The following is a 14,298-nucleotide window of genomic DNA, read 5'->3' on the forward strand; positions in this document are numbered from 1 at the left end:
TTACCTTGTATTCAAGATAATCGTTACCACTGTATTGAGTGGGGCTTTAGCTTTCTTTTTGAGTGTTCTAGAATGCTAAATCACTTATGAACCTTGAATGTAATATGAAGTTAGATGAGATAGTAACGACGCTAAGTCGTGGCGACTTAACAGAGCTCCCGGTTGACGCTATACAAGCCGCTAGGCTGCAGTGGCCAGAATTACTGCCCGTTATTGATGAGTTAATGCAGGCATTTATTGCTAAAGAAGCATTGACTGATCCAGAGGCTAACCTGTTGTTCTTCGGTATTTGTCTTATTATCGATCGTAAGCAATTTAGCTGTTTTGATTCTCTGATCAATTTAACCAATAAAGACGACTGTAATAGTCCTTTAGATGCACTACTGGGTGACTTTATTGGTTCTGAGCTTTCTACTGCTTATTATATCTTGGCTCAAGGGAAACCTGAGCAACTTTGCCTTCTGGTTAACTCTGAATGCGCTGGAGAAATAGTTAAAATGGCTGCTTTAGGGGCACTATTTTCACAGCTTAATAGTGGCCAAATCGATAAAGAGACACTTAATCAAAGTATTCCTGACTTTATCGATAACCTTGTTGCCTATGAACATTCTATAGCCCTGTTTGAGCTGACTAATTTATTGATTTCTAATCAGTTCAATCAATATCATACCCAAATGGTAGAGTTAGTCGTACGTAAAGTGATAGATGAAGGGGTCCTTGAAAATCAATGTATTATTGATTGGGACAACAACAGTATTGGCTACTCTGAATGGGAAAGTGGCCTGATAAGTGGTGAATTCGATATTATTGACTCGCTGAGTCAGTGGGCTGGTTTCAATAATGAATCAGAGATGAGTGATGAAGCTTTAATGGCGGTATTCGATGATCTTATGAATTCGCCGAATGAATTTGACGAAAGCTACTTTGAGAATATTGCTCCTCAGCAACCATTCATCAAAGATACTTTAGCTGGCCGCAATGATCCTTGCCCTTGCGGCAGTGGAAAAAAATATAAAAAGTGTTGTTTGAATTAAATATTGGCGCGATATAACAACAATAAAGAGGTGATAGTATGTCAATCATTGAACGAGTAGGCAAAGCACTAGAGCCTTTAATGTTAGCCATGGGACTGATTAGCCCACTTGCCACTTTGCCGCAATTGTACAAGCTTTTTTTCTCTCACAGTGAGCATGCCGCAGGTTTGTCACTTATTACTTGGGTGCTTTATGCCTTTATCGCATTGTTGTGGACGACATATGGTTTATATCATAAAAATCCAACAATTTGGGTGGGTAATAGCCTTGGTTTTATTATGTATATGGGAATGGTGGTTGGGATTATTATCCTAACGGGAGGCACGTTTTAATTTATATCTGCTTTTCGCTAAATATGGCGTTTTTTCTTTGCCAAAAAGCTGAAGATAGCTTCAAATGTTGACCGAATGCATCATGTACATAAAAAGCGGGATATACCCGCTTTTTTTGATCTCAATTTTGCTTATATCAACTGATATTTTGTACTTGAGAAGCCAGTAACCAAATGGCTAAAACAAAGAAGATCACACCCATAAACTTATTTTGATAAGTTCGGAACTTCTCATTCTTGAGTAATGGCTTGCCTACGCTACCAACTAAGGCCACCAGTAGTAGATTAAAGGCCAATCCCATCACGTTAAGCAGTAACCCAAGTGCTAGCATTTGTTCGCCTGAACTGGCAGTTAATTGAGTTGAAACGAATTGAGGCAAAAATAAAACGAAAAATATTAATGCTTTAGGGTTGAGTAGATTACTGACGACTGCACGGCGATATAAGAGCTTGGCAAGATTGTTCTGCTGCTCAATTTCAGGTGCCTGTGCAGCAGAGCTACGCATACAATCCCACCCCATTTTTAATAGATAGGCTGCACCTAGCACTCGCAGCACTTCGAGTGCCATTGGATTCATCGCTATTACTGCCGACACACCCATAGCGGCCAATAACGTTAAGACAAGTCCTGATGTTGCATTACCAAAGCTCGCGTAAACCCCTACTTTTTTACCGTAGCTAAGGCTAGAACTCGCTATCAATAGCATGTCTGGACCTGGGATGAGTAGGAGGGCGACAACGGTTGTTAAATATAGTGGTAGTAAAGCCAAATCGATCATCATAAATGCGCTGTATAAAAGTAAGCAATCAAAACAAGGCGCGGATTCTACAGTGATCGTATTGGAATGAAAGTGATACAGCTTGTAAAAGCGCTCACTAGCTTGGCAGACTTTGTTTACGCATGAGTTATAGGGGGGAGTTATAGGTTGGTGTAATAAGCGATATTGTGTTTTATTTAGCTTTATAGGGCACAATTATGCGCTGTGCTTGTGAAAAGGGGATCTTTAATAAGAGTGAGCAGTATTTATTTCAAATTGTTTGTTAATTCAATATAATACTGTTCTCTTCTTGTTAATTAAAACGATGAACTTCATGCAGAAAAGTGGCTTTACACTAATAGAGTTAGTAGTGGTTATTGTTATTCTAGGTTTACTCGCTGTGACAGCTGCTCCTCGTTTTATTGATCTTCAACCTGATGCCAGGATTTCATCTTTAAAAGGTTTAAAAGCTGAAATGCACGGTGTTATGAATGTGCTTTACTCTAAATCAGTGTTGCAGGGGTTACAGAATAAGCCGCCAGAAGATAAGGATGATGCTACCGATGATGAAAATGTCATTATCATCGATGGCCAAAAAATACATTTAGCCTACGGTTACCCTGCTGCTGACTCCAAGAAAGCCTAGAGTATATTAATTATGGCGACTTTTACTGATTCTGTTTTCAATGCTGATGAGTACGGGGATTGGTATTTTCATAATAACGGCGGCGATAATTCCATTCGCTTTATGACCCAATCAAAAAAGTATAGTGGTGATAGTTGCTACCTAAAATATACAGAGGCCACAAGTCCCACTACCCCGCCTGTTTTTGAAATCGTTGATTCTGGTTGCTAATCAATTAGTTAGTAAAATCATTTGGTTTGAATCTGGATTTTAATATTACTTTAAATAAGTAAAGACTTAAGCTGCATAAGGTTTCACGTGGAACTATTCGCAAATAGTAAAAGATGAGACCGCTCTGCGGTAGTGTATCGCTTCTGAGGCAAGGTCATTAATTGTTCCTCTGTTCTACCTCATACCTCATTATAGTCGTGTATTCATGACATTCGACCTCCATGGTCTTAAGTATTCCTATTCCATACGCCTTAAAGACATTTCCCATATATCCCTGTGGAGGACATATTTTACGTATGTCAGGTAAATACAAGACAATGCTGATCTCAACAAGTTAAGCGTATAGTTGAGCCTAGCTTTATAGAGGGGATTTTGCGCGTTTTAAAATTGGCGGAGTGTCAAAATAGGAGTTTAGATCAGCTATCTTATCAATCGGCCATACTTGCTGATTTTTGTCTGTGATAACTTTTAAATTGAGTGCAATTCCTAGCGCGATCATAGGCTGCTTTTTCTGAGTATAACTTATCTAAGAAGATCAAATAATTCCAAAAATCAATATATTATGATCTTAGGTTTAATTATATAAAACCCATCTAAATCATTAACTTAAAAAGATGTCTAACTGTTGATTTAGATCTATCCACAGATCAATACAGCTTGTTGATATCTCTGTTGATACTTATCTCAGCTTTGATGATCTCGATCATTGTTTTTCTGCTTTTGATCATAATGGATCTTATCTGCAACATGATCGCTATTTAGATAAACAAAAAGCCACAGTAGTTAAGGCTACTGTGGCTTTATATTTTGTGGAATTATTCTTAATTCGAACTGTTTTACTTACCGATACAGAATGAACTAAAGATTTTGCCGAGCAGATCATCTGAGGTAAATTTACCCGTTATCTCAGATAGTGCCATTTGACACATGCGTAGCTCTTCGGCGAGTAGCTCACCTGCTTGATAGACCTCTAATTGCTCTTTACCCAGTAGTAGATGGCTACTTGCCAAGTCGAGTGCTTCTAAATGACGTCGACGAGCGATAAAGCCACCCTCAAGGTTACTTTGGTAACCCATCAATGATTTTAGGTGTTGCTTTAGATCGTCAACCCCTAGGCCTGTTTTAGCTGAGATCCGGTAAACGCTGTGGCCTGACTCGTGAGTTACCGCAAGATCTTCGCCGGTAAGATCGGCTTTGTTACGCACAACAGTTACGCCTAAATTACTTGGTAGGCGATCGATAAAGTCTGGCCAGATTTCGTGCGGGTCAACTGCGGGGGTTGTGGTGCCATCTACCATAAACAAAACGCGATCGGCTGTTTTTATCTCATCCCACGCACGTTCAATACCAATTTTTTCAACGGTATCGACAGTATCACGTAGGCCTGCAGTGTCGATAATATGCAGTGGCATACCATCTAAATGGATATGTTCACGTAATACATCGCGTGTGGTGCCAGCAATTTCGGTCACAATCGCTGACTCTTTTCCTGCAAGTGCATTCAATAGGCTTGATTTACCTGCATTAGGTCGGCCAGCTATCACTACTTTCATACCTTCACGTATGATAGAGCCTTGTTTTGCGCTGGCTTGAACACCATCAAGCTTGCCAATAATGCCATTTAAAGATGCGGCAATTTTACCATCTGATAGGAAGTCTACCTCTTCATCGGGGAAATCAATTGCAGCCTCGACGTATAGGCGTAGGTTGGTGACCTTTTCTACTAGATCATGTACCTGAGTAGAGAATTCACCCTGAAGTGAGTTTAGAGCGCTTTTAGCGGCTTGTTCGCTAGTGGCATCAATTAAGTCGGCAATGGCTTCGGCTTGAGTGAGGTCAAGCTTGTCGTTCATAAAGGCTTGTTCGCTGAATTCACCGGGTTTGGCAATTCGCAGCCCGTCAACTTCCATCACTCGTTTAATCAGCATATCGAGAACGATTTGGCCGCCATGGCCTTGAAGCTCTAGTACATCTTCACCGGTAAAGGAGTTTGGACCTTTAAAGAATAGCGCAATACCTTGGTCGATAACTTCGCCGCTATCATCTTTAAAATCACAGTAGTCTGCGTAACGGGTTTTAGGGATATGTCCTAAAACGGCCATAGCAACATTACTCGCTAAGTCGCCAGATACGCGAATAATACCTACGCCACCACGCCCTGGAGCGGTCGCTTGTGCCACGATAGTATCTGTTGTCATTACTGTGTTTCCTAATCTGATTTTCAGAGTGAAGTTAAAAAATATTGTTTCTACATAGATAGCAAAAAAGCGGTCAATACTCAGTATTAGACCGCTTTTTGTTAGTCGGAGCTAAAGGTTATTTTAACCCTTTCTTCTCCAGACCAGCATAGATAATTTTCTGCTGGGTAATCGCTACTAAGTTACCTACCAACCAGTATAGAACCAGACCAGCTGGGAACCATAGGAAGAATACGGTAAAGATTACTGGCATCCACTGCATCATCTTAACTTGCATTGGGTCCATAGTCGGTGCCATTGGCTGCATCTTCTGCATAATGAACATCGAGATACCCATTAGGATTGGTAACACGTAGTAAGGATCTTGTACTGACAAGTCAGTAATCCATAGCATGAATGGCGCGTGACGCAATTCAACACTTTCTAGTAGTACCCAGTATAGTGCGATGAAGATAGGCATCTGTAACAAGATTGGTAGACAGCCACCCATAGGGTTCACTTTCTCTTTCTTGTACAGTTCCATCATAGCTTGACCCATCTTCTGACGGTCATCACCAAAACGCTCTTTCAGTTCAGCAAGCTTAGGCTGTAGATTACGCATTTTCGCCATAGAGGTGTATTGCGCTTTCGTTAGCGGGTACAGCAAACCACGAACTGTTAGGGTAATTAAGATGATAGCAAAACCCCAGTTACCAACGATTGAATGGAAGAACATCAATAGTTTGTAGATAGGTACAGCTAACCACCATAGGAAGCCATAGTCGACAACTAGGTTTAGTGATGGAGAAAGTGCTGATAGTGATTTTTGATCTTTAGGACCAACATAGAACTCAGCTGTAATGGTTTGTTCAGCGCCAGGTGCGATATCATGTAGCTCACCACGGAAACCAATATTAGCAAGGCCATTTCGTACACTAGAGAAGATAATATTCTTCTCAGTAGCAGGTGGTACCCATGCAGATACGAAGTAATGCTGCAGCATTGCAACCCAGCCACCTAGTGTAGAATCATCTAGGTTTTTATCAGCCATGTCGTCGAAGCTGTACTTTTCATAGCGAATGTCAGCAGTTGAGAATGCTGCGCCACGATAAGTAGGCATCATCATGCTGCTTTCGCTCTCCTTGATGCTGTGCTTAATCTGTCCATACATTTGAACTTGAAGCTGTGCATCTGAAGTGTTGTTAATTTTGTAATCAACAGCGATGTTGTACTTACCGCGAGTGAAGATAAATAATTTGGTATAAGTTACGCCTTTGTCACTAACATAAGTCAGTGGCACGCTAAGAGTATCTTGGCCATCAGCCAACTTGTACTCACGTGAAGCGCTATCAAAGTGAGCTCGACCTTTTACACTGCTGTCGATACCGTCACGACCAATAAGGCCACTTTGAGCGATATAATAGATATCGTTTGTTTGCTCTAGAAGAACGAATGGCTCGTCGCCGTTTTCCTCAAGGTTATGAGCAAGTAGGGCTGAGTAAACAATATCACCACCAATAGGATCAATTTTGATTTCTAGTTGGTCAGTAAATACGGTGATCAGTTCTTTAGATGCTGTTATCGCTTCAGGTACGGCTGAATCGGCATCAGGCACATCTGAACTATGGGCGTCAGCAACTGTAGAAGCTGGAATTGAAGACTGTGTTTGAGCTGCTGCCACCGGTTGAGGTGCTTTATCTGCTTGCCACTGTTGCCACAGTAGGAAGCTGACAAACAGCAAACCGATCAGCAATATATTGCGTTGAGATTCCATAACCTATTTATCGCACCTATGTTTTTTGTTAGGGACGGGGTCTTCTCCGCCCGGATGTAAAGGGTGACATCTTAATATGCGTTTCGCTGCGAACCAACACCCTTTCACTACTCCATGCAATCGAATCGCTTCGATTGCATAATGTGAACACGTTGGATTGAACCTACAACGAGGCCCCAGCATGGGGCTTATGAGTAGTTGGTAACCACGAATAATCGTAGTTGCTAGCCATTGTAACGGCGAGAGAGTTTTCGCCATAGCTTTTCTACTAAGTTTTTGAGTTCTGCGTTTTCCATATCAAGCACGCCATTTCTGACAAGCACAACGATATCCACAGCGGGTAGATCATGCTGGTGTAAACGAAAATTATCTCTAATTATGCGTTTAATACGGTTACGTTGGTTTGCTTTTTTGACATAACGCTTGGCAACAGTTAGTCCTAAACGAGGGTGTTGTTCAGAATTAGGAATTGCAAGTAAGGTTATTTCAGCGGAGGACGCTTTGATAGGTTTGGTAAATACAGATTTAAATTGCGCGGGAGTTAACAAACGTAACTCCCGCGTAAAGGTATAGCTAGTCACTTGCATTTCTACGGTTACGCAGAAAGACGAGCGCGACCTTTAGCACGGCGACGTGCGATGACCTTACGGCCACCTACAGTAGCCATACGAGCGCGGAAGCCGTGAGAACGCTTGCGCTTCAGGTTGCTAGGTTGAAAAGTACGTTTACTCATTATGGCAATCCGTCTTTGTTAGGTTAATAAACCTTAAACTCCAAAAAAGAGCTAAGGGCAAAAAAGAGGCCGAATTGTAATCACTTTAGTTATGCACGTCAACCATGAATGAGTGCAAGTGATTAAATATTGCCATCTCTGAATATATTCCGAAGCTTTAGAGCCACTAGAATATGTGGATAACTCTGTGAGTTACCACAACATCTTGTGGTTTCATAGATCTAAAAGCTGATCGAAAGCTTTCTATTATAGATCGATCTGGATCGCTTTATAAAGCTGGATTTGCAGCAGGAGCAATATTTTTTGATCGCAAGGGATCTTTTAAGATCGTGATCTTAATGATTAGTTGATCTATCTGGGGATAAATATATTTAAAGGATAGCGATCAGCGTGATCTCACTATAGAATAGGCCTCTTTTGTATGATCTTTTGGGGATAACTACAGTGGCGGTTTCACTTTGGCAACAATGTATCGCAAGGCTGCAAGATGAGCTACCTGCTCAGCAATTCAGTATGTGGATAAGACCGTTACAAGCAGAAATGGAAGGCGACACACTCGTCATCTATGCGCCTAATCGTTTTGTGTTGGATTGGGTTAGGGACAAATACCTAAATATCATCAACCAATTTTTTACTGAACAAATGGGTAGCGATGCGCCAAATTTGCGCTTTGATATCGGTAGCCGCCCGTCGGCTAAGCCAGTTGTTCAAGCCACTGCAGCAATAAGAACTAGCAGACCTGCTAGTAGAGAAGTTGTTAAGCCTTCTTTTAATACTCCGCATGCAGAGCCAATGGCGAATGCTAATCACCGCAGTAATATTAATCCTACTTACCAGTTTGATAACTTCGTAGAAGGTAAATCAAACCAATTAGGTAAAGCGGCTGCTTTGCAGGTGGCTGAAAATCCTGGTGGTGCTTATAACCCATTGTTCCTTTATGGTGGCACTGGTTTAGGTAAGACTCACCTATTGCACGCTGTTGGTAATGGCATAATTAAAAATAACCCGAATGCAAAAGTGGTTTACATGCATTCTGAGCGTTTCGTGCAAGACATGGTTAAAGCGTTACAAAATAACGCGATTGAAGAATTTAAGCGTTACTACCGTAGCGTGGATGCATTGTTTATCGATGACATTCAATTCTTTGCTAACAAAGATCGATCTCAAGAAGAGTTTTTCCACACCTTTAATGCATTGCTAGAAGGTAATCATCAGATCATTCTTACATCGGATAAATACCCGAAAGAGATCGACGGTGTTGAAGATCGTCTTAAATCTCGTTTTGGTTGGGGCCTAACGGTTGCTATTGAGCCACCAGAGTTAGAAACCCGTGTGGCGATCTTAATGCGTAAAGCGCAAGAGAGTGGCATTAACTTACCTGATGAAGTGGCGTTCTTTATTGCTAAGCGTTTACGTTCAAATGTACGCGAGCTTGAAGGCGCGCTAAACCGTGTTATTGCTAACGCTAACTTTACCGGCCGTCCGATTACTATCGATTTTGTGCGTGAAGCATTGCGCGATTTGCTGGCTCTACAAGAGAAGCTAGTCACTATCGATAATATCCAAAAGACGGTAGCGGAATACTACAAGATTAAGATGGCTGACATGTTATCTAAGCGTCGTTCACGTAGCGTGGCGCGACCAAGACAGATGGCAATGGCGTTATCAAAAGAATTAACCAACCAAAGTTTGCCTGAAATTGGCGATGCATTTGGTGGTCGTGACCATACAACTGTTTTACACGCATGCCGTAAAATTGCCCAGTTGCGTGAAGAAAGTCATGACATTAAAGAAGATTATGCTAACTTGATAAGAACTTTATCTTCTTAATATCAGGGATATTGAATCAATGAAATTTTCAATTGATAGGGACGCCTTGTTAAAACCGCTTCAATTAGTCAGTGGTGCGGTTGAAAGACGTCACAACTTGCCAATTCTGGCAAACCTTCTAGTCGAAGTGAGTAATCACTCACTTAAGTTGACTGGTACCGATTTAGAAGTCGAATTAGTCGGTGAAGTTCAGCTCGAAGGTGAGGTTGTAGAAGGTCGTACTACCGTCCCTGCAAAGAAGTTTTTGGATATCGTTAAGTCTCTGCCTGAACAGGTAGAACTTAAGTTAGAGCAGCAAGACAATCGTTTACTATTACGTTCGGGTCGCAGTCGATTTACGTTGGCTACTTTGCCAGCTGAAGAGTATCCAAATGTCGATGCTTTTGAGGCTGAGATTGAGTTTACCCTGAAGCAGGGCACAATGAAGTCGCTGATTGATGCGACGCAGTTCTCTATGGCTAACCAAGATGTACGTTATTACCTCAACGGTTTGCTACTTGAAACCGAAGGTAACGTGCTGCGCGCTATTGCTACAGACGGACATCGTTTGGCGCTAAGCCATCGTATGATCGAAGCCTCGTTACCTGAAAAGCAAGTGATTGTACCGCGTAAAGGTGTATTGGAGCTGATGCGTTCGTTTGAAGCTGACGATCTCGATGTCACTATTGCGATTGGCGACAATGCGATTAGAGCGACCACGGCAACAGCCACGTTTACCAGTAAGTTAGTTGATGGACGTTTTCCTGATTATCGTCGCGTACTGCCAAAGGGTGGCGACAAAATCGTTATTGCTAGTCGTCTTCAGCTAAAACAAGCGCTACTGCGTGCATCTATTCTGTCGAATGAAAAGTTCCGTGGTGTGCGGGTACAGCTTGAAAATAACTTAATTAAGATCACAGCTAATAATCCTGAACAGGAAGAGGCAGAAGAGATCTTAGATGTTGAATATGACAATACACCGCTAGAGATAGGCTTTAACGTCAGTTACTTACTCGATGTCTTAAATAACCTGCCTTCTGATGATGTACGTATTACCTTGATAGACGGCAACTCAAGTGCGCTTATCGACAACCATATAGAGCAAGACTCTATGTATGTTGTTATGCCAATGCGTTTGTAGTCTACAGCTCTCTCTTCTATAGCTATCAATGACTAACCTGATAAAGGCCTAACGGGTTTTTATCAGGTTAACTTCATAATGAGCCATAGAGCTCTCCTTCGTTGTTATAAAGGTCATCAATGAGTCTTAGCCGTCTTCATATTGAAGCTTTTCGAAATATAACCTCTGCACAATTGCTGCCGGGTGACGGACTTAACTTAATTTACGGTCAGAATGGTAGCGGTAAAACCAGCATTCTTGAGGCGATTTATTTCCTTGGAATGGGGCGGTCTTTTCGTAGTCATCTCTCACAACGTGTGATTAAGAATGACGATGATGCTTTGACCCTGTTTGCCAATATGGAGAACGGTGACGAGCAGAGTAAGATAGGTTTACGCCGATTTAGAAGTGGCGATATTGAAGTTAAAATTAATGGTGATAAAGTAAAGCGTTTATCGACGTTAGCTGAAACCTTACCGATCCAAGTGATCACGCCTGAGAGCTTTTCATTACTGTTCGAAGGGCCAAAATCCAGACGTCAGTTCATTGATTGGGGCGCATTTCATTCTGACCCTCGTTTTTATGCTGCATGGGTCAATGTTCGTCGAATTTTAAAACAGCGAAATCAGTTGCTCAGAGATGGTTCACCCTATAGTTCGATACAATTTTGGGATAAAGAATTTATTCGTTATGCTGAACTGGTAACCGACATAAGAAAGCAATATGTAGACTCGTTAAATGAGCTACTTAAGGGTATAATCGGAGAGTTTTTACCTCAGGTAGATGTTAAGGTTTCTTTCACCCGAGGATGGGATGCGAAAACTGAGTATGCACAGCTACTCGAGACGCAATATCCTAGAGATTTAGCCACAGGCTATACCGTCAGCGGGCCTCATAAAGCGGACTTAAGATTACGAGTAGGAACCCTACCCGCTCAAGACGCTTTATCTCGTGGCCAGTTGAAACTGTTAGTCTGTGCGTTACGCATTGCACAGGGAAAGTTGCTCAAACAACAAATAGATAAAAAAAGTATTTATCTGGTGGATGATCTTCCATCGGAATTGGATGCACAGCATAGAAAACTATTGTTACAGCAATTAGCTGATACCGGGGCACAAGTTTTTGTCACGGCTATTGAGCCTGCAGCAATAGTGGATTCGTTAATCACGCCGCCAAGTAAGATGTTCCATGTGGAACACGGTTGTGTAACGGTAATTGAATAACCGACGAGAGAATAATATGTCAGAGAATAGTTATGATTCTTCGAGTATTAAGGTTCTAAAAGGCCTTGATGCGGTACGTAAGAGACCAGGAATGTACATCGGTGATACCGATGATGGTACAGGTCTACATCACATGGTATTCGAAGTGGTCGATAACTCTATCGATGAAGCGTTAGCGGGCCACTGTAACGACGTCATTATTACCATTCATGCCGATGGTTCGGTATCAGTGCGAGATGACGGCCGTGGTATCCCGGTATCGATCCACGAAGAGGAAGGTATCTCTGCTGCTGAAGTTATTATGACCGTACTTCACGCTGGTGGTAAATTCGATGATAACTCTTATAAAGTATCGGGTGGTTTGCACGGTGTTGGTGTATCTGTTGTAAACGCGCTCTCTTCTAAATTGCAAATGACCATTCGTCGTGAAGGCAAGGTATACGAGCAGTTTTATACTCACGGTGTACCTGATGCACCAATTAAGCCTATCGGTGAAGCGACTAAGACAGGTACAGAAATCCGCTTTTGGCCAAGTACAGAGACATTCACTGATGTCCTGTTCCATTTCGATATCTTAGCTAAGCGTGTTCGTGAACTGTCATTCTTGAACTCAGGTGTGGGTATTCGTCTTGTTGATGAGCGTGATAACCGTGATGAATTCTTCAAATACGAAGGCGGTATCAGTGCATTTGTTGACTACTTAAACGTTAACAAAACACCGGTAAACAAAGAAGTATTCCACTTCTGCCAAGAGCGTGAAGACGGTATCACCGTTGAAGTTGCAATGCAGTGGAACGATGGTTTCCAAGAGAATATCTTCTGTTTTACCAACAATATTCCACAGCGCGATGGCGGTACTCACTTAGCGGGCTTCCGTGGTGCGTTGACACGTAACTTGAATAACTACATGGAACGTGAAGGATATAACAAGAAAGGTAAAACTGCAGCTACGGGTGACGATGCTCGTGAAGGTTTAACTGCTGTTATCTCTGTTAAAGTACCCGATCCTAAGTTCAGCTCACAGACTAAAGACAAGCTTGTTTCAAGTGAAGTTAAGTCAGCTGTTGAGCAAACAATGGGTGAGCAGTTAGGTGATTACCTAATGGAGCATCCAAACGAAGCGAAATTGATCGTCGGTAAGATTATCGATGCTGCACGTGCTCGTGAAGCGGCGCGTAAAGCTCGTGAAATGACTCGTCGTAAAGGCGCATTAGATTTAGGTGGTTTGCCAGGTAAGCTTGCTGACTGCCAAGAGAAAGATCCTGGTCTTTCTGAAATTTACATAGTGGAGGGTGATTCTGCGGGCGGTAGTGCTAAGCAGGGTCGTAACCGTAAGAACCAAGCGATTCTTCCACTTAAAGGTAAGATTCTAAACGTAGAAAAAGCCCGTTTTGACAAGATGTTATCTTCTCAAGAAGTGGCAACACTGATTACTGCACTAGGTTGTGGTATTGGTCGTGATGAATATAACCCTGATAAAACACGTTATCATAACATCGTTATCATGACCGATGCTGACGTCGACGGCTCGCACATTCGTACACTGCTGTTGACCTTCTTCTTCCGTCAAATGCCTGAGCTGATTGAGCGTGGTTATGTTTATATCGCGCAGCCACCTTTGTACAAGGTGAAGAAAGGTAAACAAGAGCAGTATCTGAAAGATGATCCTGCATTGACAGAATACTTAACAACGCAAGCATTAGATAATGCCAATATCTATCCGTCTCAAGGTGCACCAGGCATGTCTGGTCAACCGCTAGAGCGTTTAGTTAATCAGTATCGTGAAGTTGAAGCTATCATTGCTCGTTTAGAGCAACGTTACCCAACTAATATCACTGATCTAATGCTATATCACCCAGCAATCACTAATGACATGTTGAGTGACGAAGCACAAGTTAAAGCCTGGGCTGATGCATTTGTCGCTGATCTTATTGATAAAGAAACTGGCGGTATCTTATATAGCGCTGAGCCAGTACTTGATCCTGAGCGTCAGGTTTATTTGCCAAAGATTACCATCCGTAAGCACGGTATCGATACACACTATATGTTCTCGTATGACTTCTTCCAGTCTACTGATTACCAACGCATCGTTAAGATGGGTAGCGAAATCAACGGCCTAGTTGAAGACGGCGGTTATGTACAACGTGGCGAGCGTACTAAAGATGTTGTCAGCTTTGTTGAAGCGCTAGAGTGGTTGATGAGCGAATCGAAGCGTGGCTTATACATTCAGCGTTATAAGGGATTGGGTGAAATGAACCCTGAGCAGTTGTGGGAAACTACAATGGATCCTGAGTCACGTCGTATGTTGCAAGTAACCATTGAGGATGCGATTGGTGCTGATCAACTATTTACTTGTTTGATGGGTGATCAAGTTGAGCCTCGTCGTGAGTTTATTGAAGCAAACGCGCTTAATGTGGCAAACCTCGACGTTTAAGTTTAGTTTTATCGGTAAACTTAAATATTGAGTAAAGTCGGTGCTATAT

General features: G+C 42.1%; 13 protein-coding genes. 7 read left to right on the forward strand and 6 right to left on the reverse strand.

Features of this window, described 5'->3' with window-relative positions:
• The first annotated feature begins 104 nt into the window (after positions 1 to 104).
• Positions 105 to 1,034: an SEC-C metal-binding domain-containing protein gene (locus ACVBIO_RS12905; RefSeq protein ID WP_447161631.1), complete on the forward strand. Its 930-nt coding sequence runs from the start codon at positions 105 to 107 to the stop codon at positions 1,032 to 1,034.
• Between the two features lie 38 nt (positions 1,035 to 1,072).
• Complete coding sequence (locus tag ACVBIO_RS12910; RefSeq protein WP_447161632.1) at positions 1,073 to 1,366, forward strand: SemiSWEET transporter; 294 nt, start codon at positions 1,073 to 1,075, stop codon at positions 1,364 to 1,366.
• Positions 1,367 to 1,502: 136 nt separating this feature from the next.
• Here ACVBIO_RS12910 and ACVBIO_RS12915 read toward each other — a convergent pair whose 3' ends face one another.
• Positions 1,503 to 2,147: a LysE family translocator gene (locus tag ACVBIO_RS12915; protein WP_447161633.1), complete on the reverse strand. Its 645-nt coding sequence runs from the start codon at positions 2,145 to 2,147 to the stop codon at positions 1,503 to 1,505.
• Between the two features lie 346 nt (positions 2,148 to 2,493).
• On the opposite strand from ACVBIO_RS12915, the gene ACVBIO_RS12920 reads away from it, so the two are divergent.
• A complete protein-coding gene (locus ACVBIO_RS12920) occupies positions 2,494 to 2,769 on the forward strand; it encodes a type II secretion system protein (RefSeq protein WP_447172769.1) in 276 nt (91 codons plus the stop codon).
• A gap of 1,046 nt (positions 2,770 to 3,815) precedes the next feature.
• Here ACVBIO_RS12920 and mnmE read toward each other — a convergent pair.
• The 5 genes from mnmE to rpmH all read right to left on the reverse strand — a co-directional run bounded on the left by mnmE (position 3,816) and on the right by rpmH (position 7,663).
• Complete coding sequence (gene mnmE, locus ACVBIO_RS12925; RefSeq protein ID WP_447161635.1) at positions 3,816 to 5,177, reverse strand: tRNA uridine-5-carboxymethylaminomethyl(34) synthesis GTPase MnmE; 1,362 nt, start codon at positions 5,175 to 5,177, stop codon at positions 3,816 to 3,818.
• Between the two features lie 118 nt (positions 5,178 to 5,295).
• The gene (gene yidC / locus ACVBIO_RS12930) at positions 5,296 to 6,930 is read right to left on the reverse strand and encodes a membrane protein insertase YidC (protein ID WP_447161636.1); all 1,635 of its coding nucleotides are present in this window, start codon (positions 6,928 to 6,930) and stop codon (positions 5,296 to 5,298) included.
• A 3-nt stretch (positions 6,931 to 6,933) separates the two neighbouring features.
• Positions 6,934 to 7,188, reverse strand: a complete 255-nt coding sequence (yidD, locus tag ACVBIO_RS12935) for a membrane protein insertion efficiency factor YidD (RefSeq protein WP_249000586.1) — start codon at positions 7,186 to 7,188, stop codon at positions 6,934 to 6,936.
• Positions 7,155 to 7,511, reverse strand: coding sequence for a ribonuclease P protein component (gene rnpA, locus ACVBIO_RS12940; RefSeq protein WP_086020069.1), 357 nt, complete (start codon positions 7,509 to 7,511; stop codon positions 7,155 to 7,157). Before rnpA ends, yidD begins: the two co-directional genes overlap by 34 nt.
• Before the next feature lie 14 nt (positions 7,512 to 7,525).
• Positions 7,526 to 7,663 (reverse strand): 50S ribosomal protein L34, encoded by a 138-nt coding sequence (gene rpmH, locus ACVBIO_RS12945; RefSeq protein ID WP_011867659.1) that lies wholly within the window; start codon positions 7,661 to 7,663, stop codon positions 7,526 to 7,528.
• Positions 7,664 to 8,107: 444 nt separating this feature from the next.
• Between rpmH and dnaA the strand changes: the two genes are divergently transcribed.
• The 4 genes from dnaA to gyrB all read left to right on the forward strand — a co-directional run bounded on the left by dnaA (position 8,108) and on the right by gyrB (position 14,249).
• Positions 8,108 to 9,493, forward strand: coding sequence for a chromosomal replication initiator protein DnaA (dnaA, locus tag ACVBIO_RS12950; protein ID WP_447161637.1), 1,386 nt, complete (start codon positions 8,108 to 8,110; stop codon positions 9,491 to 9,493).
• Between the two features lie 19 nt (positions 9,494 to 9,512).
• Positions 9,513 to 10,613, forward strand: a complete 1,101-nt coding sequence (dnaN, locus tag ACVBIO_RS12955) for a DNA polymerase III subunit beta (protein ID WP_447161638.1) — start codon at positions 9,513 to 9,515, stop codon at positions 10,611 to 10,613.
• 119 nt (positions 10,614 to 10,732) lie between these two features.
• A complete protein-coding gene (gene recF, locus ACVBIO_RS12960; protein WP_447161639.1) occupies positions 10,733 to 11,815 on the forward strand; it encodes a DNA replication/repair protein RecF in 1,083 nt (360 codons plus the stop codon).
• A gap of 16 nt (positions 11,816 to 11,831) precedes the next feature.
• Entirely contained in the window at positions 11,832 to 14,249 is a 2,418-nt protein-coding gene (gene gyrB, locus ACVBIO_RS12965; protein WP_447172770.1) for a DNA topoisomerase (ATP-hydrolyzing) subunit B, read from the forward strand.
• Positions 14,250 to 14,298: the final 49 nt, after the last annotated feature.

The sequence above is a fragment of the Shewanella sp. 0m-8 genome, from assembly GCF_052977265.1.

Bases quoted from the DNA above. Each gene is read 5' to 3' on its own strand.
- ACVBIO_RS12915 (WP_447161633.1), bottom strand. From the start codon at position 2,147: ATGATGATCGATTTGGCTTTACTACCACTATATTTAACAACCGTTGTC.
- ACVBIO_RS12905 (WP_447161631.1), top strand. From the start codon at position 105: ATGAAGTTAGATGAGATAGTAACGACGCTAAGTCGTGGCGACTTAACA.
- yidD (WP_249000586.1), bottom strand. From the start codon at position 7,188: ATGGCGAAAACTCTCTCGCCGTTACAATGGCTAGCAACTACGATTATT.
- gyrB (WP_447172770.1), top strand. From the start codon at position 11,832: ATGTCAGAGAATAGTTATGATTCTTCGAGTATTAAGGTTCTAAAAGGC.
- rpmH (WP_011867659.1), bottom strand. From the start codon at position 7,663: ATGAGTAAACGTACTTTTCAACCTAGCAACCTGAAGCGCAAGCGTTCT.
- dnaN (WP_447161638.1), top strand. From the start codon at position 9,513: ATGAAATTTTCAATTGATAGGGACGCCTTGTTAAAACCGCTTCAATTA.
- recF (WP_447161639.1), top strand. From the start codon at position 10,733: ATGAGTCTTAGCCGTCTTCATATTGAAGCTTTTCGAAATATAACCTCT.
- ACVBIO_RS12910 (WP_447161632.1), top strand. From the start codon at position 1,073: ATGTCAATCATTGAACGAGTAGGCAAAGCACTAGAGCCTTTAATGTTA.
- mnmE (WP_447161635.1), bottom strand. From the start codon at position 5,177: ATGACAACAGATACTATCGTGGCACAAGCGACCGCTCCAGGGCGTGGT.
- yidC (WP_447161636.1), bottom strand. From the start codon at position 6,930: ATGGAATCTCAACGCAATATATTGCTGATCGGTTTGCTGTTTGTCAGC.